The sequence below is a fragment of the Nostoc sp. WHI genome, assembly GCF_015714725.1.
Classification (GTDB): Bacteria; Cyanobacteriota; Cyanobacteriia; order Cyanobacteriales; family Nostocaceae; genus Nostoc.
On sequence record NZ_WBKM01000376.1, the window covers coordinates 1 to 24822 of the forward strand.

Sequence of the window (24822 nt, forward strand, 5' to 3'; positions counted from 1 at the left end):
GTTTGCAGGTTGGTGAGTTGTCCAAATTCCGGTGGCAGACTGTTCAGTTGATGATTACTGCTGAGGTCGAGTGTTTGCAGGTTGGTGAGTTGTCCAAATTCCGGTGGCAGACTGCTCAGTTGATTGTAGCTGAGGTCGAGGGTTTGCAGGTTGGTAAGTTGGACAATTTCCGGTGGCAGACTGTTCAGCTGATTACTGCTGAGGTGGAGGGTTTGCAGGTTGGTGAGTTGGACAAATTCCGGTGGCAGACTGCTCAGATGATTACTGCTGAGGTGGAGGGTTTGCAGGTTGGTGAGTTGGACAATTTCCGGTGGCAGACTGCTCAGTTGATTAATCCTGAGGTCGAGGGTTTGCAGGTTGGTGAGTTGTCCAAATTCCGGTGGCAAACTGCTCAGTTGATTAATGCTGAGGTCGAGGGTTTGCAGGTTGGTGAGTTGGACAATTTCCGGTGGCAGACTGCTCAGTTGATTAATCCTGAGGTCGAGGGTTTGCAGGTTGGTGAGTTGGACAATTTCCGGTGGCAGACTGCTCAGTTGATTTCTGCTGAGGTTGAGGGTTTGCAGGTTGGTGAGTTGGACAATTTCCGGTGGCAGACTGCTCAGTTGATTACCGCCCAGATCGAGCGTTTGTAGGTTGGTGAGTTGTCCAATTTCCGGTGGCAGACTGCTCAGTTGATTGTAGGTGAGGTCGAGCGATCGCAGGTTAGTGAGTTGACCAATTTCCGGTGGCAGCGTTGTTAAACCTTTCCCAGAAAGGTCTAATTTTGTCACCTTGTCTCTGGCAGCTTGTTCAATAATTTGCAGCAGTTCTTCGTTAGTCATTTCGGGTTTTATGGAGGTGATGCCTGACGACGAGTTGCTGCTTGGACGCGCAGCAGAAAAGTTGAGCTAATTAATAATGTAGCCTGGATCAAGGATTGCATTGAGGCAATATTTATTCCAAGGCAGGATAGCAACGAAGCAGAAAATTTATAAAGATGTTGGTAATGACAAGCCTCTGCACGTCTACACTTGACCTCAAAGCTTTATCATTCCAGTTCTGAACTCGAAGCTTGCACCTTTGAACACCAATTGTCGAGTCAAAAGAGCAATTGTTTTACCTTTGAACACCAATTGTCGAGCTAAAAGAGCGATCGCTTGACCTCCGAACTCGAAGCTTGCACCTTTGAACACGAGTTGTCGAGTGAAAAGAGCGATCGCTTCACCTCCGAACTCGGAAGTTGAACCTTTTAACACCAATTGTCGAGTAAAAAAGGCGATCGCTTCACCTCCAAACCCAAAACTTGCACCTTGGAACACGAATTGTAGGCGTTGTATATATAAATGCGGAATGATTTTATAGATTTCCCTTTGCGTCTTTGCGCGGCAGTCGCTACAACAGGGGGAACCCCCGCAACGCGCTGCCTTGCCTTTGCGTGAGACATTCATCATCCAGCCAATTATCGAACAGCTTCAATCTAGAAAGTTACCAGGTGATCAGATATCTGAAATAGGCTATACAATTTTTAAGCTACAAGTGAAAAATAGCCATACCACAAACTCATGTTGCAAGGCGCAATTTTAAAAATAGTATCCACCATCATCGGGTTACGGCGATCGCTCCGCCAACACCAAGGGTAAACAGAACCTTGGAGGTTCCCACGGCAGTCACTCATGGGGGAAACCCCCAAGACCGCGCTGCCTCCCCCTTGTAGCAATTACCGTGTAGCAGAGGAAGAATTTTAAAGCCTTAACTAATGACAAATAACAAAAGATACAGCGAACAGACAGCTGCATCACTCATAATTAAATTGGTTGTCCACCAAAATGCCGTATGAGCGATCTGGATCGATACTATAGAGTTTTGGAATTAGAGCCTGGAGCAACACTTGAGGAAGTGAACCAGGCTTATAAAGATTTAGTTTTTGTTTGGCATCCCGATCGCATTCCCAAAGACAATCTCCGCTTACACCAGAAAGCACTAGATAAGCTTAAAGCCATAAATGAAGCTCGTGATCAACTGCGCTCTCTCAAAACCAAACATCCAACCACATCTCACTCACCGGCGTCTCAACAGCAAACACCATCTCAAACACCTCATCAATCAGCAAAGAAAAACTCAGACTTGAGTGGCAAAGATTACAGTCGGGCAAATTTGAGCAATAAAGACTTATCTGGCAGAAATCTCAGTTATGCCAATTTGAGTGGCGCTAATCTCAGCGACACTTTTATGCACAAAGTCAACCTTAGAGGAGCGAATTTGTCTGAAGCAAATTTGTTTCGGGCTAACCTACTTTTAGCTGATCTTAGGGAGGCGAATTTACGCGCTACTAATTTGATTGGCGCGGATCTCAGTGGAGCCGACTTACGGGGAGCCGACTTAACGGGAGCGCGGATTCGCTCTGGCGAACGCCTTCTAGTTAAATTAGTTGGTACTAACTTAGCTGGGGCAATTATGCCTGATGGTACAATTTATCAATAATTGAGGTTGCAGACACAATCACATAATCTTTCCTTTACGCACTCTGTAAAATTAACCGATGTGTGATTCTGTTTAGCAGATGTTTTGCTATTCTTGCGGTTATGAGTGTGATGCACATCTTGGACATTGCATAGGTTATGAGTTGATGCACATCTTGGACATTGCATAGCGATCGCTACGACGGGCTACGCCTAAGTTCAAATTTATGCTTCAATTATGCAACGCCAGAAAAATCCTCCGTGGGCAAAGATCGGTGGATATCACGAAGGGAAATACAGAATTTGAGGATGAGTGTTTCGAGAGTTGAGTAACCATTTATTCAAAAATTTTTTTATTAGTACACAGTCTAAATATGTACTGAGCCTAACAAGCGATAGTATGGGTTAGATGAAAAGGCTATCAACCCGTTCTATATGAGCGAAACTGTCTATATTGAAACGAGTATCCTGGGCTACCTGACAGCAAGATCAACCAGAAATCTGATTTTGGCAGCGAACATAGAAATTACAAAAGAATGGTGGGACTCGCGTCGAAGTGATTTTGTGCTTTACATATCCCAGGCAGTTCTGAATGAAGTAGCCAAGGGAGATACGGAGGTTGCTGCTCAACGTCTAGAGATACTTCGTGGTTTTCAATTACTAGAAATCAATCAGGCTGTGCGAGACTTAGCCGCACAGTTCCTTGCTCGTAGCAATCTTCCGCCAAAAGCTGATATCGATGCTATTCATATTGCAACAGCTACCGTTCACGGCTTAGATTATCTGTTAACGTGGAACTGTAAACATATTGCCAATGCTCAAATTCAGGGAAAGTTAGCAGAGATCAGTCTTGATTTTGATTATGAGCTACCAATCCTTTGTACACCTTATGAATTTTTGGGAGATTAATTATATTGCAAGACGAAATTGTAGAAGAAATTCACCGAATTCGTGAAGAATACGCTAAGTTGTTCAACCATAACTTGGACGCAATTTTTGCGGATTTGCAGAAACAGCAAGTTGAAAGTGGCTGGGAAATCGTAAAATTGTCGCCAAAGTGTAGTCCAACAAAACGTTGGAGCGGACGGAGGAAAAATAGTCAGTGATGATGCGAAACACAATCGATTAGCTCAAGTAAAGTTTCTGATATTGAGCGGGGATACCAGTTAAGTTCGTTGTTGGCTTTGGTAGCATCGACTCGAACACAACGATCATAAATATAGTGAACACGCTCTCGGCTAAGAGGTGGTTGCCATCTCAGAAGAACACCTATCGGATTGAGTAAGTTTCCCGCAAGTCTTACTAAGAATTCTGGAACTTCGTGAGGAACTGGAATACCTGTTGCTTGTGAGAGAATCTTAAACATTTCGCGGGTACTTAAATCACCAGAAGAAATTATATAATACTCTCCTGATTGACTTTTTTCTGCTGCTAGAATCATCGCTGAGGCAAGGTCATCTACATGGACAATGCCAGTAATGCGATCGCCACCTGCCCACACCTTTAGTTTTCTTTTCAGAAATAGCTGTATGACGGAACCAAAATGAGGGTCATCTATACCAAATATTCCCGAAGGAAGAATGCTGACTACAGAAAGACCATTTTTGACAAATTGATCTACTAATTGTTGAGCTTGGTATTTAGTGCGATCGTAAGCAGAAGAAAAGTCGCTCTGTGTTCTTTGGAAAGTCTCATTGACAACTTGACCTTTTGTATCCCCAAATATTCCAATGGTGCTGCAATAAACCACTTTAGATACACCCACTGCTTGGGCTACTTCCAGCACCGCTTGCGTACCTTCAACATTCACCCGCTCCATTTCTGCTTCGTTGACAATTCCTAGCTCTACGTATGCAGCAGTGTGAAAAACTGTATCTATGCCAGTCATAGCAGCGCGCAGTGCATCCCGATCAGTTATATCACCATAAACCAATTGAATGTTGCAATTAGATAGACGTTCTAAATTGCTAGATTTACGTACTAAACCAACAACAGTATTGTCTTGCTTTTGTAGAGCTTGCACCAAGTGGGAACCTGTAAATCCGTTGGCTCCAGTAACTAGTGCTTTCATAGAGCTTTTTCGTAAATTCGATAGGTTTTATAAATCTTGCCACCAGCTGCTTCGATTAATTTGCGCGAAGGGAAATTATCTTCAAAGACCCAAGAAAGTTCAGCCCTTTTATAGGGTTTGCCCTTTTGTATTCCCCCTTGCATTCCCAAGTAAATCAAGGCTAGAGACAGCATTTTTCGACGATATTCCGGTAGTGAGCAAATGGCAATGACTCGTACTTGATCAATTTGACGGCGATACCACAGAAATTTGAGAATTCCGAGCCAGTTCAATTTACCGTTAACGTGTTTGAGGGGAATATTGTAGTCAGGTAAACCCATCCAAAAGCCAACCATTTCGCCATTGTATTCCGCGATTGGAAAGACATCAGGATCTACCAAGTTTTGCAAGTCTCTAGCTTCTTCCAAAAATTCTGCCTCGCTTCGCGGGGTGGAACTCCAGTTACTAGCAAAAGCAGTATTAAAAAGCTGATACATGCTCTTAACATCTTGCTCAAATCCATCACCCTTTGTTCTAATTGGGCGAAAGCTAATACCAGATTTACAAGCAATTCGATAAGCTTTTTCAAATTCCCCTGGTAAGGGTTTATCTAATGGAAAATCATAAGCATAAGCATCTTTGGCTTTATGCCACCCATCTCGCTCCACAAACTCTGGATAGTAGGGCGGGTTGTAGGGCATCATCACCATTGACGGTGAGTCAAATCCATCAACTAAAAATAGACAGTTGTTGTGGGTGGAAAAATCAATCGGGCCACGAACTATCGTCATACCTTGCGATCGCAACCATTGACAAGCAGTATCTAACAGAGCTTGGGCAATGGTAAAATCTTCAACGCATTCAAAAAAACCAAACAAACCAACATTTTCACCTTCACGGTCTATCAAGCGTTGATTAACTGCCGCAACAATCCGTCCAACTGCCTGAGAACCATTTGCTTCTTCAGATATAGCAATAAATTGTTGTAGTTTACCGTACTTCAAGAAATGATTAGTCGGTGTAAACTGCTTCGCAATGCTATCAAGGATCGGTGGCACCCAGTGGGGATCGTTGGCATAAATCCGCGCTGGAACATCCAGAAACATTTTGTGGTGTGCTGTGGATGTGACAGGACAAATTTCAAATGTTGCTGTTTGAGTAATCACGGTTTTTGAATTAACATCATTGAGGGCAAATCATAACTGGGGATCTTTCTTGAAAGAGCAATTACAAGCACGGACTAAACCATAGCTATCCGCTAACAGCATTGTTTTAGTTTTTACCAACTTAGCACTGTTTCGGTGGAACCCTGACCTTATCAACTAGTCTGAATGCTTGTAATATTTGAATCGCTGTCCACGTAAGATCAATTTCCCACCACTGCAAACCATGACGAGCGGAATACTGAAAAGCGTGGTGATTATTATGCCAACCTTCACCGTAACTTATTAAGGCAACCCACCAGCAATTTGTCGAGCGATCGCCAGTATCATAAGTTTTGTAGCCAAATTTATGACAAGCACTGTTCACAAAAAAAGTGCCGTGAAAACCAACAAACAAGCGGACAAAAATCCCCCAAACCACGAAAGGGAAGCCCCCTAAGAAATAAAGCAGGACGGCTAAACCTACCTGTAATATTATGTAATACTTGTGGCAGAACTGATAAAAGCGATCGTTGGCAACATCTTTGGTCAAAGAAGGAAGTTGTGATCTCATGGGAACATCATGCATTAACCAATTGATATGACTCCACCAAAAACCCTGATTGGAGTTATGAGGATCACCTTCTTTGTCTGTATGCAAATGATGCGATCGATGATAGCCTACCCAACCGAAAACTCCTCCTTGACCTGCTAGCGTGCCGCAGAGAATCAAGAAATATTCTAGGAATTTGGAAGTTTGCAAACTCCGATGACTCGCCAAGCGATGGAAGCCTAATGAAATTCCTAAACTAATCGTTATCCAATGCAAAAATACTGCCACACCTATAGCAGCCCAACTAAAGTTGCTGGGAATCAGTGCCAATAAAGCTGCCAGGTGCAGTGCAACTGTAAATAAAATTACATTCCAACGAGGACAAGGTGAATTAGAAACTGCAATTGTCATGAAGTTTATATTATAGAAAAAGAGCAGATGCGTAGGCGTAGCCCAGTGACCATCGTAGACATCGCCAAGAGGTTGGTTAAGTGATGTAAAAACTAGTTGACAGAATGCTGATGACTGGCAACAAAAGAGCTTTTGCTTCTGCTAAATAATTAAAATCTGAATTCTGCATTCTGAATTCTTCTTCACAATATTTACCTCCACCTGAGTTGGAAATAACCCCGTTCAGGTTGTTTAAGTTCCTCTTCTGTCAGCCATTCTACAGACTTGTATGTACCAAAAACATGATCCCACCAGTCTACTCCTAGTCCAAAATTATGATGCCACATATTATACTTATGATGCACGTAGTGAACGGGCATCTTCATCCAGAAGCATTTAGTTGGATTGTCGTGCTGTAGCTGATGAGCATAGGCTGAAAATGCAGCGTAAACTAATCCACCCAGTAACCAACCGATTCCTGCTTCCCAAGACTGGAAAAACATCACAAATAGTACTACAAGGCTACCTTTGATATAGTCCCGAAACTCCCACAGCACCCCTTGTCCCTCATTGCGAGAGTGATGATCGCGGTGACGTTTGCCAATCCGGGGCGAAATATGCATTAAGCGATGTAGCAAGTATTCTATTAAACTCGCGAAGACAAACGCGAGAGTAAAACAGGCGATTCCAACGGAAAGTTTTCCTAGAAGAAACACGAGTATTCTTCCTTACAAGTTTTCAAATTTAACCTATCACTTTTACTACGAATTATTTTTTACAAAAAATGAAGCAATTGTGAAGATATTATTAGTTATCTAGATGATTGTGTCAACTGTTTTAAGTAGCTTTAATATCTGTTTAAATAAATAATTACCCGTAGTACTGTATTACTGCTGATCCAAAGCAGTAGTTAAATCCAGATAGCATTAAGTAAGTGGGCAAGAATAAATAAAACTATGCTATACAAATTATTTGTGAAACTGCACAAAATCGGGCTTGGTGAGATAAGGGGCTTAAGCCCTTGTTCTATGCAACCTCATAGATAATCGGATTACACAATATAAAATTAATTAAATTGGCTGGTAGCAAGGGCTGAAGCCCTATTCTAAGGGCTTCAGCCCTTACTACAAACCTTGAATTATTTACGCACACCTACTTAAACTAAATAAAGCCAAGTTTTATCAGTTATCCTATCTTGGTCAAAAAGCTCTAACTTTTGTTAAACCTCAATGCCAAGTCCATTATTTTCACTTTTAACCCAGACTGCCAGATACTTCAAAGCAAATTTTGTCAGAAAAACTCGTCAAGTCAGTGCAGTGCAAGAGCAGTTCTTACGTAAACTGTTGCTGGCACATGAAAATACTGTACTAGGTAGGGAATTTGGACTCAAAGATATAAAAACTATCGATCAATTTCGAGAGCAAATTCCAGTTTTACCTTACAGCAGCTATGAACCCTACATCACACGCATTGCTGAAGGGGAAGCAAACATTCTCACCACTGAGCCTGTAGTTTATATTGTTCTAACCAGTGGTTCGACTGGAAAAAAGAAACTGGTTCCTGTCACCCAGCAAACTCAGAAATATTTGCGATTGGCTCATTTGACAAGTCTTGGCTTTTTAAGCGAGGCGCTGTCAATGCGGGGGCTGGAGTTGGGCAAAGTATTATTGACAAAATCAGTGCAATTTCTAGGGACTACCAATGGTGGTATTAATTATGGATCAGCTGGTTCCGGTGATCTCCACTTGAATAAGTTGTTGTTCAAACAATTATTTGCTCACCCTTATGAGGTTTTAGAGGCATCTGATAGTTTAGCTCGTCATTATATTTGTCTACTATTTGCCTTGCGTGAGAAGTCAATGCGAGGGATGGCAGGAAGTTTTCCGATGCTGATTTTGCGTAATTGCAGCTATTTGGAACGCTATGGCGAAGAATTGATCCAAGACATAGATAAAGGAGCGATCGCTAGTTGGTTGAAATTGGAACCAGAACTGCGGGCAAAATTAGAGCGGCGATGCTGGCCAGATCCCAAACGAGCTACTCAATTACGAGAAATCTTACGCTCAGAAGGCCGACTGCTCCCCAAAGATGTTTGGCCTAATTTATCCTTTGTTACCACCTCACGCGGGGGAACATCAGATTTTTATTTTGAACGATTTCCTACCTATTTCGGAGATACGCCGGAATTTGGCGCAGTCTATGCAGCGTCAGAAGCCGTATTTAGCATTTACCCCAACCTTAATCAAGATGGCAGTATCCTAGCGATCGAGGCAGGCTTTTTTGAGTTTATTCCCGAAGATCAGTGGGAAATAGAGCATCCCAAGACACTACTAGCGAATGAAGTCAAAGTAGGCGATCGCTATCGCATCCTCACAACCAACTACAGTGGATTCTATCGTTACGATATTGGTGATGTTGTAGAAGTTCTAGGGTTTTACGAACAAACTCCCTTAATTGTTTTCCGTCACCGTCGAGGCGGACTGCTTTCTTCAATCACTGAAAAGACCACAGAATTTCATGCAACACAGGTAATGCAAGCTCTGCAACGAGATTTCAACTTATCTCTAGAAGATTTCTGTATTACTTTGTCCGAGAATAATTTTCCGGCTCACTATTTGGTAAACATTGAACTTGCCCCTGATGATATACTTAACAATCCCCAAGTTTTCCTGACTAGCTTTGACAACAAACTTAAAGAAATTCATACTTCCTACGAAGTTGAGCGCCGAGATTTAGTGCCTCCTCCCCGACTGCGGATTTTAGCTCCTGGCAGCTTCGCTATCCTGCGGCAACGTTACTTGCAAAAGGGAATGCCAGATTGCCAACTCAAATTTCCTCACATTAGTGAGGATCGGAAGTTTCTTGTTGATTTGCCAGTTCAATATGAAGTTAGAATGCCTCAGGATGTCGATAGTTTTGAGCAAACAATGGAAACCTTGAAACATGGAAACTAAATTTAAATTAAATAACGTAGCCAAAAGAGTAGAAGAAATCAATTTCTCATCTCTAACATTAAAAAAATTTGTTGAATCATATCAAAAAAATGGCATCCCCGTTGTCATCACTGGATTACTTCAAGAGTGTGACTGGAATCTAGACTATCTTTGTGATAAATTAGGCGAACAGAAATTTGTTGCGCGTTTTTACGGACATGAAAGGTATAATCAAGATAAACGCAAATGGGCAAATATTGGTAGTGGAGTAGAAGCCAAAATTATGTCATTTACAGATTATGCAAATCTGTTGCGGAACCATGAGGCACAAAAAAACGACATTTATTTAGCTAAATGTTCGATTAAAAACACACCTCTTGCTAATACAGATTCTTTAAACAGTGTTGGGGAGCAACTTGGTTTAAAAAGACCTCTTAGTGGCTTAAATCTTTGGATTGGTCCAGGAAGCCATGTCGAATGTTTACATTATGATACAGGGGACGGGACACTGATGCAACTACATGGATCGAAAAAAATTGTCCTTTTTCCACCGTCTCAATTGAACAATATTTATCCATTTCCGCTTTATGTACATTTATTTCATGGCTTAAAATTGCGTTCTTGGTTTAGTCAAGTTTATCCAGAAAACCCAGATTTAAAAACATTTCCTAAATTTCAGGAAGCACTCTTACACAAATATGAAGTAATACTCAATCCAGGAGAAGTTCTTTATATTCCTGCGGGTTGGTGGCATGAAGTCACAGCATTGGGAAATGAAATGGTATGTTCAGTTAATCGATTCTGGCGCGTATATCCGACTTCAAGGGCTATATTTTCTTGGAGTAGATGGCGTAACTTTCTGGGATTTTTATTTGGATTACCACATACTTTAGTGAGCATAGGAATAGCCATTTTTAGCAGTGATAGAAAACAAAAAATCAGTAAAATTTTGCAAATGTTATAAAAGTGAACAATAAATTACTTTTCTTAAAACCTAGAAAAATTCGTCTGAATTTGGCCATAGAAGAAATGATTTCACAAATCAAACAAGCAGTAGAGGTACAAGCAAATGGAACTAGCCGCAGTCCTCAAAAGCCAGACAGTTCAAAAACAGATCAGAGAAGTAGGTATTAACCCAAATTACTGGTATCCTGTTACTTGGGCAAACCAACTTAAGGCCGGTGAGATTCTGGCTGTGAAGATTTGGCAGCAGGCGATCGCTCTTTACCGCGATCGAAATAATCAATTGCACGCCTTAGAAGATGCTTGTCCCCACAAGGGCGTAGAACTGCACAAGGGTAAAGTTCTAGGATGTAACCTTGCTTGTCGTTATCACGGCTGGGAATTTAATGGCAGTGGTGAATGCGTCAACATTCCCTACTTTCCTCAAGAGCAAAAACTTCCTTGCGCTCAAGTCCACAGTTATCCAGTCGCGGAAAAATACAACCTGATTTGGATTTTTCCAGGCGATCCGGTTTTGTCTCTTATGAGTCAGTTACCTGAAATTCCAGAATTTTCAGATTCTGATTGGTTAATAGTACCGATTACTGCATACTTCAAAGCTCATTTTTCCATGTGCAATGAAAACACGATAGATGTATTTCATGGGTTTTTACACCAAGAATTACAGGGCTGGTTTGATCCAGTTCTAACAAACTTGCAAGCGACAGAAGCATCAGTTTTTACTGAATATAAAGTCTCTTATCAAGGTTCTTTCACTAAGTTTTTAGGATTAAGTGAACAAAGTGATAAAATTGCCACCCGTACTATTTCAATCCAATACTCTTACCCTCACTATCACCACTTCCTTGAGGGTGTTTCATCTCTGTACCTGATGCGACTACCAGTCAGTCCAACTGAAACTCGTTCGTTTTCTCTCCTGTTTCTCAAACTTCGCCTTCCTAGATGGATACTTCAACCGCTTAAACCACTACTAGCCAACTTCATCCGACATTTCGTATTTTTGAAATTTCTTACCCAAGACATCGAAATGGTTGAGAGCGAGCATAAAACATATCTTGCTAATCCCCAACGGCATTATGTAGAAATCAACCCGGCGATCATTGCTCTCCAGCGAGTAACTATTGGCCAGTATGAACAATTCACGCAAAAATTTAGTCGAGAGCAGCCTAATGGTAAGTAGGAAAAAAGACAAACCTAGCTTTAACTGTGTCAGCGAATACTTTATTTTAAAGAAATAGATAGCAGAGATACAACACCTCAAGTATGCTGCACACTAGAGGACATATACCATCTTAAAGAAAGTAAGAGAAGTAAATTTGTGGAAATTATCAAAGAATATGTTCAGCGCTGGTACACGAGTGAACTCGATCCAGACGAGTACATTTGTCATGAAAAACAGGGCAATTTAGTTGAGATCCAAGAAGCCGCAACTGGTAAGCGTCGAACAGTTCTTAACTTCTGCACCAATGATGTCTTAGGATTAGTTCAAGAAGAAGCTGTCAAGCAAGCTGCGATCGCTGCTATTCTCAAGTATGGAACCTCCAATAGTTCTTGCTCCGTCTTAAGCGGGCGGATTGCCTTACATCAAGAACTAGAGGATGAAATTTCAGCTTTTAAGCATTTGCCCCACACACAGCTATTCATGAATGCCTGGATGGCAATGCAAGCCTTGATGGATGCTTTCTGTCACTTGGCAATTCCAGTTCCAGGATTTCAAAATACGCGAGAGACTTTAATTCTGACTGATGTTCTCAATCATGGCTGTATTGTTTCAGCAATTGTTAATGCTGGAACTCGTTCCGGTAAGGTGTTTGGTCATAGTCCGCGCGTCCGAGTTAAAGCCTACCGTCATTGTGATGTAGAGGATTTAGCTCGCAAACTGCATCGGTCTGCCAGGGCTAACGATCGCATTATGGTTGTCTCTGATGCGGTATTCTCTATGGATGGTGATATTGCACCCCTGCCAGGGATGTTGGATGTGCTGCACAATTATGAAGGCAGCGTACTCGTGATGGATGAGGCACACGCTAGCGGCGCAATTGGCGCAACTGGCAGAGGCATTTATGAACACTTTGGACTCGTACCGTCTCAGGCGATTGAGCGGGGTGTAGTGCCGTTGATTATGACAACTTTTTCTAAGTTTGCCGCCTCAGCCGGAGCAGCCATTAGTACCCATGTTGCAGAGTTAAAACCACTTTTAAATGTTTCTCCAACTTCCATTGGGACAATTTCTTTGCCGCCACCAATGACTGCTGCGGCGTTGGAGAGTATCCGTCAGGTTCGCAAATTTCCGGCAAGGGTAAAACAACTTCAGGATAACACTTGGTATTTGCGATCGCGCCTAGCTGAACATGGCTTTGTTGCTCTTGGCGAAACTAATGTTGTACCAGTTCTTTTACCAACAGAAATTAACCCCAAGATGTTTGGTAGACGAATCATGGAAGACCACGGTATTTGGGTATCTCCGATTTGGTTTGTTGCTAAACCCCGGATTCGGATTACAGTTAATGCCCTCCATACGCGAGAGGATATGGAGCGTTTAGTTGCAGGGATGGTAGCAACTCGCAACTTGTTGTACAAATCAACAATTAGTGCATAGTTGACTTGCAAAAGGTTAAAAGTAAAAATTTAATCTTCTTTGCTCCCCAATACCACTCAATACAGTTCGGTTAACGTATTTATTCCTCGAATATCCCCCCAACCCCCCTTAAAAAGGGGGGGCTAATATCTCTTTTACCCCCTTTTTAAGGGGGTCGCCACAGGCGGGGGGATCTTATCCGAACAGTATTGCAACACCACTTACTACAACAGCGAGGCAATGGTGTTGGGGAGCCATGATATTACTTCATAATCTTTTCAAATTCGCTCTCCCAGCTTTTGTAATTAGATTTAGCTTCTTGAACAAGCGGTGATAAGGTTAGTATCTGACACACGAGCCAATTTATTACAGAGAAAGGAAACCGAAAAGGTCTAGCAATGTCTAGGAACAACACCACGCGATAGCCGTCTGTATCATTCCAAACTTCGTGGGCAAATGTATCATCAAAAATCAAGCTCTTGCCCTCTTGCCAGTAGGCAATTTCATCACAAATCCGAATTCGACAGGCAGATTTAGGTTCTGGCACTATCAGCCCCAAATGATATCGAATCAGCCCCTTATGCTTACCTCGGTGTTCGGGGATATGCTTTCTAGGAGACAAAACAGAAAAAAATGCTACCTTCAGTCCGGGAATTTCCTTTAAAAGCTTCCAGGTTTCAGGACACCTTTGGCAACTTTTTTCTGCTTTGAAGCCAAAGGCGTAAAAGTAATAAGTTTTCCAGCCATCATCCTGAGTAATATTTTGTTGGCGAGGCATGATATCTTGAAAATTTGGCAACTCATTAGTGTACTGGAGAACTGAATCCAATTCTTGACGAATAACTTGCCAATTCAGTTCCAGTTCTTTAGCCCAAGGAAACTGGTCTGTGCTAAAAAAAATAGAATCTCCAACTAAAGAATACTTGGGAACCAAACTCTCTAGCTTTTTAATAATTGGGCTTTGAACAATTAAATTGACGAAATTTTTATTTGCTTTCATATTTTAAAATTAGTTGTCTTACCAAAATTGATTTAACCACTATTTAGGGATATTATAAAATATCTGTAAAGTTGAACATTGCATAAATATTTTCACGGAAGAAGGGGTTAGAAATTGTTATTATTAACTAAATATTAAATTTTAGTAGTAAATACCTTAGTTTAAAATACCAAATGGATAACTCACGCCATCCCTGGAGAGCATTCCAATCGAGAAACTTCCGACTCTATTTTGTTGGACATAGTATCTCTGTTGTGGGCAGTTTCATGGCTCAGACGGCACTAATCTGGTTAGTCTATACCCTAACCGATTCTGCTGCTTGGCTTGGTGGAGTCCAGTTCGTTAACCAATTTTCTACTTTTGTATTGCTCCCTGTGGCTGGGGTATTAGTAGATCGATGGAATCGTTATTATACCCTGCTTGTCACTCAAATCCTCTTCATGTTTGTGTCTTTGTTTACAGGGTTACTAATACTTACTGACAATATTCAAGCCTGGGAACTACTCATTGTCATGTTTATTACTGGCTGTATTAGTGCCTTTGATATTCCTACCCGTTATTCCTTAATTGTCCAATTTGTAGATCGCTCCCAAGATATAAGTAACGTCGTAGGGCTGAATTCTTCCATCTACGGTCTGGCTCGGATGATTGCTCCTACTATAGCAGGGGTAGTGATTGCCAGTGTAGGGACTGGAATGTGCTTTTTGATTGATAGTTTAAGTTCTCTGGCAATTCTGGCAGGGCTGTCATTAATGCAGTTACCACCACAAAAGTATCCTTTTACAAAACCACAGCGTCTTCGACAAGGATTACAGGAAGGGATTCGTTATGTGATGAACTTCCTGCCAATTCGGATAGTGCTACTGCAAGTGGCTCTCGTCAGTATGTTGGTGTCTGGTACTACAACTCTGCTACCACTGTTTGCAAAGGATGTACTGCACGGAGATGCAGTCACTTTAGGCTTTTTAAGTGCTGCTGCTGCGTCAGGAGCATTACTATCTACGCTGTATATAAGTACACAGACACGTCTGAAAAGGCTGAGTCAGTTGATTGGATTAGGGCCTATTCTATGTGGTTGTGCTTTAGTGATGCTTGGAGCATCACAGACACTTTTGATAAGTCTAATCGCAATGTTCATCGGAGGGTTTGGGTTTCTGTTACAGCAGAGTGCTGGGAATGCTTTGATTCAAGTGGTGGTTCAAGAGGAAAAGCGTGCTAGAGTTTCTAGTTTCTACATCATGGCATTTACTGGGATGGGAACTATTGGCAGTCTTTTGATGGGAGTATTATCCAGTCAGATTGGAGCATCTAAAACTGTTTTCATTGGTGGAGTGTTATGTATTGTTGCTGCTGTTTGGTTCTTTTTTGAATTACCTGCTTTACAACGACAAATCGAACGTTAGACGCGATTTATCGCGTCTCTACATGTGGGCTTTGGGTTATTTTCAGATAAATGGTAGATGTTTGAACGATACGAGGACGAGGGACATACTATATTTCATGGCGATGCCCTATATATTTTGTCTAGTGAGATTTCTTCTGAATCTGTAGATATTGTTTTTATCGATCCTCCCTACAACATAGGAAAGCGGTTTTCAAATTTCTACGACAAATGGGAGTCTGAGGAAGAGTATGCAAAGTGGGCATATAAATTACTTGATGAATGTATTCGGATATTGAAGCCAAATGGAACTCTATATGTCATGACAAGCACTCAAGCTATGCCATACTTTGACCTTTACTTAAGGCAGAAAATGGTAATTCTTAGCCGAATTGTATGGCATTACGATAGTTCGGGAGTTCAAGCAACAAAATACTTCGGCTCAATGTATGAGCCAATACTTCATTGTGTTAAAGATAAAAGCAATTATATTTTCAACTCAACTGATATTAAAATAGAAGCAAAAACAGGCGCAAAGCGGAAGTTGATTGATTACAGGAAAACCGTTCCAAGCCTATACAATACAGAAAAAGTCCCTGGTAATGTATGGTATTTTTCTCGTGTGAGATATCGCATGGAAGAATATGAAAATCATCCCTCACAAAAACCAGAATCATTATTAGAGAGAATTATTCTTGCAAGTACTGACAAGGGTAGTATTGTGCTTGATCCATTTGCAGGAACTTTTACATCTGCTGCTGTGGCAAAACGCTTAGGGCGGATTTCTATCAGCATAGAATCTCAAGAAGAATATCTTAAAATTGGTCTTAGACGTGTTCTAGGATGGAAAGAATACAAGGGAGAAAAGTTATTATCTCCGCAAAAGAACAATATTAGGAAAAATAAAAACGGGCAAAAAATAAACGCCATACAGGGAAGCTTTTTCGATGCTGATAGTTTGAACGTTTGACTTTATCTGCTGCCGCGTCGGGAGCATCTCACTTTCGTAAAAAGCTTTGTAAAACCTCACCCCAACCCTCTCCTTACTAAGGAGAGGGAGCAAGAATCTGTTTTCTCATCTGGTATATTTGCAAAACTGAGATGCTGCTGCCGCGTCTCTACAGACTTTGGTTACAGTAGTATCAACGATATAGCCAAACGCGCAAGAGCGAAAGCAGTTGTTCAGTATCTACGGGTTTGGTAATGTAGTCTGATGCGCCGGCTTCAATACATTTCTCCCGATCGCCTTGCATGGCTTTGGCGGTAAGTGCAATAATCGGCAAGGATTTAAATTGCTCGTTTTGGCGGATTAGGCGTGTTGTGTCATAACCGTCCATTTCTGGCATCATTATGTCCATCAAGATGACATCAATATCTAGTGTAGTTTCTAATATAGCGATCGCTTCTCTGCCGTTTTCAGCGTATAAAACCTGTATTTGATAACGCTCCAGCATACTTGTCAGCGCGAAGATATTACGCATATCGTCGTCTACGATTAAGGCTTTTTTGCCGACGAGTAAGTAATCTTGTGAATGCAGTTGTTCGAGGATTTGTCGCTTGGGTGCAGGTAAATTTGCCTGGACTCTATGTAAAAATAATGCTGTTTCATCAAGGAGACGTTCGGGCGATCGCACATCTTTAATGATGATTGTCTCTGCAATCCGCCTCAGTTCTGTTTCTTGAGCTTTGCTAATTTCTCTACCAGTGTAGACAATAATTGGTAAAGTTTTACCGTTAGGTAGAAGTTTTATCTGCTCGATTAGTTCAAACCCTGTCATGTCCGGTAGCCCTAAATCGAGGACGAGGCAATCAAAATGCTGCGAACGAATGGCTTCTAGGGCTGCTGCACCTGTGGCAACAGCAGTGGTACAAACATCGCTGTTGCCAATCAACTCCACGATACTAAGCCGTTGAGTGTCATCATCTTCGACTACCAGCAAATTTTTTACCTGACGCTCAACAAAACCTCTAATTTTAGTTAACGCCTCCGATATTGTCTCGCTAGTTAGGGGCTTTTGCAGATATGCGATCGCTCCTAATTGCAAACTCCGCTGTTGCCCTTCCTCAACGGTCATAATATGTATGGGAATGTGACGCGTAGTTGAGTTATGCTTCAGCCGATCCAATACCGTCCAACCATCCATCTCTGGCAACCTGATATCTAGCAAAATGGCTGAAGGCAGAAATTGCTGCGCCATCGCCAAACCTGTACTGCCGTTTTGGGCAGTTATCACCTTGAATCCTTGCTGTTGCGCCATCTCTATGAGGATACGCGCAAAGTTAACGTCATCCTCGACAATCAGCAACACGCGATCGCCTTTTTCAATAGTAGCGCGATCGTCATTGAGGAGGGCTGAGTACTGAGGACTGAGTGCTGAGTGAGGAGTGAGGAGTGAGGAGTGCTGAGTGAGGAGTGCTGAGTAAGGAGTGCTGAGTGCTGGGTAAGGAGTGCTGGGTAGTGTCGATCTAGACTCAGCACTAAATTGTGGTAGGTAGAATGTAAACGTGCTACCTTGACTGGGTTGACTGATTAGTTTAATTTCTCCACCAAAGAGGCGGGCGATTTCGCGGCTAATTGATAAGCCCAATCCGGTGCCACCATATCTTCGACTAGTAGAGCCATCGGCTTGCTGAAATGCCTCAAAAATCACTTTCTGCTTGTCGTAAGCAATGCCGATGCCTGTATCGCTGACTGAGAAGGCAATGACATGCTGGGCGCGATTTAAACTTTCTTGATCGTTGCTCCACCCTTGCTGCGCCACCGCAATCTGCAAGCGTACCTCGCCTCGCTCTGTAAATTTAAAAGCGTTGGAGAGGAGATTTTTCAACACCTGTTGTAAGCGTTTGACATCTGTATAAATAGTAATTGGCAATTCGGGAATAAATTCAATTGCGAAGCCAAGTCCTTTGCTTTGAGCTATTTGTCGGAAGGTGCGCTCAATCTGTTCGGCCAATTCTGTCAATGGCATTTGAATCATGTCAATTGACATCGTTCCAGATTCAATTTTGGCGAGATCCAGAATGTCATTGATTAACGTCAACAAGTCAGTACCGGCTGAGTAAATTGTCTGGCTGTATTCGACTTGTTTGGTAGTGAGGTTGTTATCAATGTTATCTGTCAACAACTTCGCCAAAATCAACAAGCTGTTTAACGGTGTCCGCAGTTCATGGGACATATTGGCGAGAAACTCTGATTTGTATTTTGAAGAAAGGGCGAGTTGTTCAGCTTTGTCTTCTAAAGACAGCCTTGCTTGTTCAATTTCGCTATTTTTCCGCTCTACTTCTTTCTTTTGCATAGCTAACAACTCAGCCTTTTCTTCTAACTCAGCGTTGGTTTGTTGCAACTCCTCTTGTTGTCCTCTGAGTAAATCTTCCGAGGTTTTGAGTGATTGGGCTTGTTGTTCTAAGCGCTTGTTGGTTTCGCGGAGTTCATTTTGCTGGGTTTGTAATTCTTCAGCCAAAGATTGCGACTGTTTAAGTAATTCTTCAGTTCGCATGGATGCTGCGATCGTGTTGAGAACGATCGCTATACTTTCGGTAAGCTGGTCAAAGAATGTCAGATGAATTTCGCTAAAACGGCGGAAGGATGCTAATTCAATGACTGCTGTCACTTGTCCTTCAAAAAGCACAGGTAACACTACGGCATTCAGTGGCGTTGCTTCTCCTAAACCAGAGGCAATTCTGACATAATCATTTGGTACTTCTGTCAGCAGTATTCGCTCTTTTTCTAAAGCGCATTGTCCCACCAAACCTTCACCCAAGTTGAAGCGGTTAGCTAGATGCCTGCGTTCGCGGTAAGCGTAGCTACTAATTAGTTTTAAATAGGATGTATTATCAAAAGAGTCCATCAGGAAGAATACGCCATGTTGCGCTCCTACCAAGGGTGCTAGTTCTGAGAGAATTAGTTTGGATACAGTTTCTAAGTCTCGCTGCCCTTGGAGCATTCGGGTAAACTTAGCTAGGTTAGTTTTTAACCAATCTTGTTCGGTGTTTTTCTGCGTTGTCTCCCGCAGATTGGCAATCATCTGGTTGATGTTGTCTTTGAGGATTGCTACTTCCCCTAATGCTTCGACGGCGATTGAACGAGTTAAATCACCCTTGGTTACAGCTGTAGCAACTTCTGCGATCGCTCGCAACTGGGTAGTAAGTGTAGCAGCAAGTTCGTTAACGTTATCTGTCAAATCTTTCCAAGTTCCAGCCGCCCCAGGAACTCTCGCTTGTCCCCCCAACTTTCCTTCAATTCCCACTTCCCGCGCCACTGTGGTTACTTGATTGGCAAAGGTTGCTAGGGTATCAATCATCTCGTTGATTGTCTCTGCTAAGGTTTCAATTTCTCCCTTAGCATCTAACATCAGTTTTCGTTTCAAGTCGCCGTTAGCAACCGCCGTCACAACTCTAGCAATGCCGCGCACTTGGGCTGTTAAGTTCCCCGCCATTGAGTTAACGTTGTCTGTCAAATCTTTCCAAGTCCCCGCTACACCTTGCACTTGCGCTTGTCCGCCCAACTTCCCTTCAGTTCCCACTTCTCGCGCCACCCGCGTTACTTCACTTGCAAAGGAACTGAGTTGATCAACCATCGTATTGGTTGTATTCTTCAAATCTAAAATTTCACCTTTGGCATCGACGGTAATTTTCTTTGATAAGTCGCCATTAGCTACCGCCTTGGTAACTTCCGCAATGTTGCGAACTTGTCCGGTGAGGTTCCCCGCCATTGAGTTAACGTTGTCTGTCAAATCTTTCCAGGTTCCAGCCACGCCTCTAACGTAAGCTTGCACGCCAAGTTTACCTTCGGTTCCCACTTCACGGGCAACTCTGGTAACTTCTGATGCAAAGGAATTTAGCTGATCCACCATTGTGTTAATGGTGTTCTTGAGTTCCTGAATTTCGCCTTTCACATCAACGGTGATTTTCTTGGATAAGTCGCCATTAGCTACCGCCGTTGTCACTTCGGCAATGTTCCGCACCTGTGCCGTCAAACTTCCTGCCATGAAGTTCACGCTATCAGTTAAATCTTTCCAAGTACCGGCTACACCTTTAACTTCGGCTTGTACACCCAGCTTACCCTCAGTTCCCACCTCCCGCGCCACCCGCGTTACTTCACTCGCAAAGGAATTTAGTTGATCTACCATCGTGTTGACGGTGTTTTTCAACTCTAAGATTTCACCTTTGACATCAACGGAGATTTTTTTAGATAAGTCGCCATTCGCTACGGCGGTAGTAACGGCGGCAATGTTCCGCACCTGTGCCGTTAAACTTCCTGCCATGAAGTTCACGCTATCAGTTAAATCTTTCCAAGTTCCAGCTACGCCGCGCACATCTGCTTGTACGCCTAGTTTACCCTCGCTTCCCACTTCACGGGCAACCCGCGTTACTTCCGATGCAAAGGAGTTTAGTTGATCCACCATTATATTGATGGTATTCTTCAACTCTAAAATTTCGCCTTTGACACCAACAGTAATTTTCTTAGATAAGTCACCATTAGCGATCGCAGTCGTAACTTCGGCAATATTCCGCACCTGCGCCGTCAAGCTTCCCGCCATGAAGTTCACGCTGTCGGTGAGATCCTTCCAAGTCCCAGCAACATCTTTGACATCCGCTTGCACACCCAATTTACCCTCAGTTCCCACCTCTCGCGCTACCCGCGTTACTTCCGATGCAAAGGAACTGAGTTGATCTACCATTGTGTTGATCGTGTTCTTCAACTCCAGTATTTCACCTTTCACATCAACGGTGATTTTCTTAGAAAGGTCGCCTGTTGCCACCGCAGTTGTGACCTCGGCAATGTTTCGCACCTGTGCCGTCAAGCTTCCCGCCATGAAATTCACACTATCAGTCAAATCTTTCCAAGTACCAGCCACGCCGCGCACTTCAGCCTGTACACCTAGTCTGCCCTCACTTCCCACTTCACGGGCAACCCTTGTGACTTCTGATGCAAAAGAGTTAAGCTGATCCACCATTGTATTAATAGTGTTCTTGAGTTCCTGAATTTCGCCCTTAACATCAACTGTGATTTTTTTAGAGAGATCACCAGTTGCTACGGCTGTTGTGACTTCGGCAATGTTCCGCACCTGTGCCGTCAAACTTCCCGCCATGAAGTTTACACTATCAGTTAAATCTTTCCAAGTTCCAGCCACGCCTTTAACTTCGGCTTGACCACCTAACTTACCTTCAGCGCCTACTTCCCGCGCCACCCGTGTTACTTCACTTGCAAAGGAGTTAAGTTGATCCACCATGATGTTAACGGTGTTTTTCAACTCTAAAATTTCGCCTTTCACATCAACAGTAATCTTCTTAGATAAGTCGCCGTTAGCTACTGCGGTGGTAACTTCGGCGATGTTTCGCACCTGTCCGGTAAGATTACCTGCCATTAAGTTAACGTTGTCAGTTAAATCTTTCCAAGTCCCTGCTACACCCTTAACTTCAGCTTGTACGCCAAGCTTACCTTCCGTTCCCACTTCCCGCGCCACTCTTGTTACTTCACTTGCAAAGGAATTAAGTTGATCTACCATCGTGTTGATAGTATTTTTCAACTCCAGAATTTCGCCTTTGACATCAACAGTAATTTTCTTGGATAAATCGCCGTTAGCTACCGCCGTTGTCACTTCCGCGATATTTCGCACCTGTCCCGTCAAGCTTCCCGCCATGAAATTCACACTATCGGTCAGGTCTTTCCACGTTCCCGCTACTCCCCGGACATCTGCTTGACCGCCTAATTTTCCTTCTGCACCCACCTCACGGGCAACTCTTGTTACTTCCGATGCAAAGGAATTAAGTTGATCTACCATGATGTTGACGGTATTTTTCAACTCTAAGATTTCGCCCTTGACATCAACAGTAATTTTCTTAGACAAGTCCCCGTTAGCTACCGCCGTTGTCACTTCCGCAATGTTGCGGACTTGGGCGGTCAAATTCCCTGCCATCAAGTTAACGTTGTCTGTAAGATCCTTCCAAGTCCCTGCTACACCCCTAACTTCTGCTTGTACGCCCAATTTACCTTCAGTTCCCACTTCACGAGCAACCCGCGTCACTTCACTTGCAAAGGAATTAAGCTGATCTACCATCGTGTTGACGGTGTTTTTAAGTTCTAAAATTTCGCCTTTGACATCAACAGTGATTTTTTTCGATAAGTCACCGTTAGCGATCGCAGTTGCTACTTCGGCAATATTGCGAACTTGTCCGGTGAGATTACCCGCCATCAAGTTAACATTATCAGTCAAATCTTTCCAAGTCCCGGCAACACCTTGCACTTGAGCTTGAACGCCTAATTTACCTTCGGTTCCCACCTCACGCGCCACCCTTGTAACTTCCGATGCAAAGGAACCAAGTCGATCAACCATCGTGTTGACGATATTAGCAGTTTGGAGAAACTCACCTTGCAAGGGTCTGCCGTCAATTTCTGTAGCGATCGTTTGGGATAAGTCACCATTAGCTACAGCCCGAATTACCCGCGTGGTTTCGGCTGTCGGTTGAACTAAATCTGTAATTAGAGTATTGACAGAAGTAACACAATCTGACCAAGAACCGCGAACATCTCCGAGAGAGGCGCGCTCGACAATTTTGCCTTCTTTACCGACAACATTACCAATTCGCTGTAGCTCTGCCGCCATCCGCTCATTTTGATCAATAATATCATTGAGCGTATCAGCTATTTTTCCCGCCACACCAGTATGATCTATGGGCATCCGAGCAGAGAAATTACCCTGTTTGACAGCATTTAGCGTTCTTAGTAGCTGATTTAAATCTAGATTGTCGTTGTCTCTAGTCAACTGTTCGGTTGCCATAGCTTAATCTCTAAGAATTTCCTGGTTTTTTGTGGTTAAAAAAATTTAATCAAAGCAGAAAGTTGATTGTAACTTTCATTTAGTGCTGCTGGTTTTTCTGTTACTCGCCATAGCAACAAATTTCGGTAATGTAATTAGGCTGGCGTATCTATTTATTTAGCTGCCAAATCTCCTCACTGCTGACTCTACTAAGCACAAAGGCTCGTAAAGTCAGGTTCAAACCCATTTCTTGACTGAGGGCGATTATTTTTACTGTGAAGTTAGCTTGTTTAGGTTGAATAACCAGAATAGTCTTCTGATTGTAGAGATGACAATTAAGTTCACCTTTAAGTACTCAATATTCAAGTTTGCATCAATAATGCGTACTAATCCTTATGATAACGGGGGAAATAAAAATTTTTCAACAGTTAAAGTAAAAAGCAGCAAGGCTTGGTCACGAAGGCTTTCCTCGTTCCCAGGCTGCCGCCTGGGAATGCCTTCATTGAGTCTCCTCGTTCCCAGGCTCCGCCTGGGAATGCCTTCATTGAGTCTCTGGCTCAATGTCTGACTGGAGGCAGAGCCTCTAATCAGTCATTCCCATGCTCTGCATGGGAACGAGAGAATAATGATAAATCGAGCTTTTTTCGACTTGTGTGTACACCGTAGCCGGCAGAGCCAAGCAACAAGAGACGAGAGAATACTAACTCGCGGCTAAATTGCTCCAACTCACGTAGGGTAATTTTGCAGCCGTCGCCCGAACTTGGTCAGCATTCGCCACTAACTGGCCGCAAGCGTCCCAAGTTCCAGAAATAAATGTGCTTCTAGTACCTTCCCCGATCGCAACTGAGGCAATGTAATCACTAATCTGCACTTGCAAAGTTTCCAGATTCACTGTCACGGCGGCTTGAGGATTTGCAGCTACCAATTCTTGCAGTTGTTTAACACTAACAGCATCGGCTGTCACACAAGGTATACCCATTGCCACACAGTTACCAAAAAAGATTTCTGCAAAGCTTTCACCGATTAAAGCTTGAATTCCCCATTTAGCGATCGCTTGGGGTGCGTGTTCCCGCGATGAACCACAGCCAAAGTTACGGTTAACTATTAAAACTTTCGCTCCTTGATACTGCGGTTGGTCAAAGGGATGTTCACCTTTGAGTGCTGTTCGGTCATCAATAAACACGCCTTCGCCTAACCCATCAAAGGTAATGGCTTTCAAATAACGAGCGGGAATGATGCGATCGGTATCTATATCATTGCCGACTAACGGTATACCATGCCCTGAGACTGTTTTAACTTCACTGACCATAAACTTTATTTATCACTTAAATGATTGCCTGTTAGAGATTTCGCGTAACCCCTCTCTTAACAGGCTACCGTGTACATACAAATCTTTTAGAGTTACTGCGTAATATAGGGTAAGTTAATTTTTGCAGGTCGATGCATCTAAGGTGCAGGTCGATGCATCTAAGGTGCACGTCGATGCAACTAAGGTGCACGTCGATGCATCTAAGGTGCACATCGATGCAACAAAGGTGCACATCGATGCAACTAAGGTGCACGTCGATGCATCTAAGGTGCACGTCGATGCATCTAAGGTGCACGTCGATGCAACTAAGGTGCACGTCGATGCA

At 42.9% G+C, this 24822-nt stretch carries 20 protein-coding genes; 10 read left to right on the forward strand and 10 right to left on the reverse strand.

The window, feature by feature from the left end; translation table 11 throughout:
* The 3 genes from F8S12_RS39005 to F8S12_RS39015 all read right to left on the reverse strand — a co-directional run.
* Positions 1 to 821, reverse strand: an 821-nt coding sequence (locus F8S12_RS39005) for a leucine-rich repeat domain-containing protein (protein WP_196521647.1), incomplete at its 3' end; no start/stop codon positions are given.
* A gap of 195 nt (positions 822 to 1016) precedes the next feature.
* On the reverse strand, positions 1017 to 1298 hold the full coding sequence (locus tag F8S12_RS39010; RefSeq protein WP_196521648.1) for a hypothetical protein: 282 nt from the start codon (positions 1296 to 1298) through the stop codon (positions 1017 to 1019).
* Between the two features lie 206 nt (positions 1299 to 1504).
* Positions 1505 to 1654: a hypothetical protein gene (locus tag F8S12_RS39015; protein WP_196521649.1), complete on the reverse strand. Its 150-nt coding sequence runs from the start codon at positions 1652 to 1654 to the stop codon at positions 1505 to 1507.
* Between the two features lie 158 nt (positions 1655 to 1812).
* On the opposite strand from F8S12_RS39015, the gene F8S12_RS39020 reads away from it, so the two are divergent.
* The 3 genes from F8S12_RS39020 (at position 1813) to F8S12_RS39030 (ending at position 3544) form a co-directional block, all read left to right on the forward strand.
* Positions 1813 to 2460, forward strand: a complete 648-nt coding sequence (locus F8S12_RS39020) for a pentapeptide repeat-containing protein (protein WP_196521650.1) — start codon at positions 1813 to 1815, stop codon at positions 2458 to 2460.
* A 413-nt stretch (positions 2461 to 2873) separates the two neighbouring features.
* Complete coding sequence (locus F8S12_RS39025; RefSeq protein WP_196521651.1) at positions 2874 to 3347, forward strand: type II toxin-antitoxin system VapC family toxin; 474 nt, start codon at positions 2874 to 2876, stop codon at positions 3345 to 3347.
* 5 nt (positions 3348 to 3352) lie between these two features.
* A complete protein-coding gene (locus tag F8S12_RS39030) occupies positions 3353 to 3544 on the forward strand; it encodes a hypothetical protein (RefSeq protein WP_230968578.1) in 192 nt (63 codons plus the stop codon).
* Here F8S12_RS39030 and F8S12_RS39035 read toward each other — a convergent pair.
* The 4 genes from F8S12_RS39035 to F8S12_RS39050 all read right to left on the reverse strand — a co-directional run bounded on the left by F8S12_RS39035 (position 3538) and on the right by F8S12_RS39050 (position 7289).
* Complete coding sequence (locus F8S12_RS39035) at positions 3538 to 4509, reverse strand: NAD-dependent epimerase/dehydratase family protein (protein ID WP_196521652.1); 972 nt, start codon at positions 4507 to 4509, stop codon at positions 3538 to 3540. The two genes, F8S12_RS39030 and F8S12_RS39035, sit on opposite strands and share 7 nt — an antisense overlap.
* Positions 4506 to 5654, reverse strand: a complete 1149-nt coding sequence (locus F8S12_RS39040) for a GNAT family N-acetyltransferase (protein WP_196521653.1) — start codon at positions 5652 to 5654, stop codon at positions 4506 to 4508. Before F8S12_RS39040 ends, F8S12_RS39035 begins: the two co-directional genes overlap by 4 nt.
* Before the next feature lie 121 nt (positions 5655 to 5775).
* Positions 5776 to 6594, reverse strand: a complete 819-nt coding sequence (locus tag F8S12_RS39045) for an acyl-CoA desaturase (protein ID WP_196521654.1) — start codon at positions 6592 to 6594, stop codon at positions 5776 to 5778.
* 191 nt (positions 6595 to 6785) lie between these two features.
* A complete protein-coding gene (locus F8S12_RS39050) occupies positions 6786 to 7289 on the reverse strand; it encodes a sterol desaturase family protein (protein ID WP_196521655.1) in 504 nt (167 codons plus the stop codon).
* A 513-nt stretch (positions 7290 to 7802) separates the two neighbouring features.
* Here F8S12_RS39050 and F8S12_RS39055 point away from each other — a divergent pair.
* The 4 genes from F8S12_RS39055 (at position 7803) to F8S12_RS39070 (ending at position 13068) form a co-directional block, all read left to right on the forward strand.
* On the forward strand, positions 7803 to 9527 hold the full coding sequence (locus F8S12_RS39055; protein WP_196521656.1) for a GH3 auxin-responsive promoter family protein: 1725 nt from the start codon (positions 7803 to 7805) through the stop codon (positions 9525 to 9527).
* The gene (locus F8S12_RS39060; RefSeq protein WP_196521657.1) at positions 9517 to 10470 is read left to right on the forward strand and encodes a cupin-like domain-containing protein; all 954 of its coding nucleotides are present in this window, start codon (positions 9517 to 9519) and stop codon (positions 10468 to 10470) included. Before F8S12_RS39055 ends, F8S12_RS39060 begins: the two co-directional genes overlap by 11 nt.
* Positions 10471 to 10575: 105 nt before the next feature.
* Positions 10576 to 11649, forward strand: coding sequence for an aromatic ring-hydroxylating oxygenase subunit alpha (locus F8S12_RS39065; protein WP_196521658.1), 1074 nt, complete (start codon positions 10576 to 10578; stop codon positions 11647 to 11649).
* A 138-nt stretch (positions 11650 to 11787) separates the two neighbouring features.
* Positions 11788 to 13068 carry an aminotransferase class I/II-fold pyridoxal phosphate-dependent enzyme gene (locus F8S12_RS39070; RefSeq protein ID WP_196521659.1) on the forward strand — a complete coding sequence of 427 codons (1281 nt, stop codon included), beginning with the start codon at positions 11788 to 11790 and terminating at the stop codon, positions 13066 to 13068.
* Between the two features lie 241 nt (positions 13069 to 13309).
* Here the strand turns inward: F8S12_RS39070 and F8S12_RS39075 are convergent, their stop codons facing one another.
* Positions 13310 to 14047, reverse strand: coding sequence for an aspartyl/asparaginyl beta-hydroxylase domain-containing protein (locus F8S12_RS39075; protein WP_196521660.1), 738 nt, complete (start codon positions 14045 to 14047; stop codon positions 13310 to 13312).
* Between the two features lie 173 nt (positions 14048 to 14220).
* Here F8S12_RS39075 and F8S12_RS39080 point away from each other — a divergent pair, with 173 nt between their 5' ends.
* Both F8S12_RS39080 and yhdJ read left to right on the forward strand, forming a co-directional pair.
* Positions 14221 to 15450 carry an MFS transporter gene (locus F8S12_RS39080; protein WP_196521661.1) on the forward strand — a complete coding sequence of 410 codons (1230 nt, stop codon included), beginning with the start codon at positions 14221 to 14223 and terminating at the stop codon, positions 15448 to 15450.
* 57 nt (positions 15451 to 15507) lie between these two features.
* Positions 15508 to 16398, forward strand: coding sequence for an adenine-specific DNA-methyltransferase (gene yhdJ, locus F8S12_RS39085; protein ID WP_196521662.1), 891 nt, complete (start codon positions 15508 to 15510; stop codon positions 16396 to 16398).
* Between the two features lie 172 nt (positions 16399 to 16570).
* Here yhdJ and F8S12_RS39090 read toward each other — a convergent pair whose 3' ends face one another.
* The gene (locus F8S12_RS39090; RefSeq protein ID WP_196521663.1) at positions 16571 to 23209 is read right to left on the reverse strand and encodes a HAMP domain-containing protein; all 6639 of its coding nucleotides are present in this window, start codon (positions 23207 to 23209) and stop codon (positions 16571 to 16573) included.
* A 679-nt stretch (positions 23210 to 23888) separates the two neighbouring features.
* Positions 23889 to 24497, reverse strand: coding sequence for a 3-isopropylmalate dehydratase small subunit (gene leuD / locus F8S12_RS39095; RefSeq protein WP_196521664.1), 609 nt, complete (start codon positions 24495 to 24497; stop codon positions 23889 to 23891).
* Between the two features lie 121 nt (positions 24498 to 24618).
* On the opposite strand from leuD, the gene F8S12_RS41425 reads away from it, so the two are divergent.
* A partial coding sequence (locus F8S12_RS41425; protein ID WP_230968580.1) for a hypothetical protein occupies positions 24619 to 24822 on the forward strand: 204 nt, incomplete at its 3' end.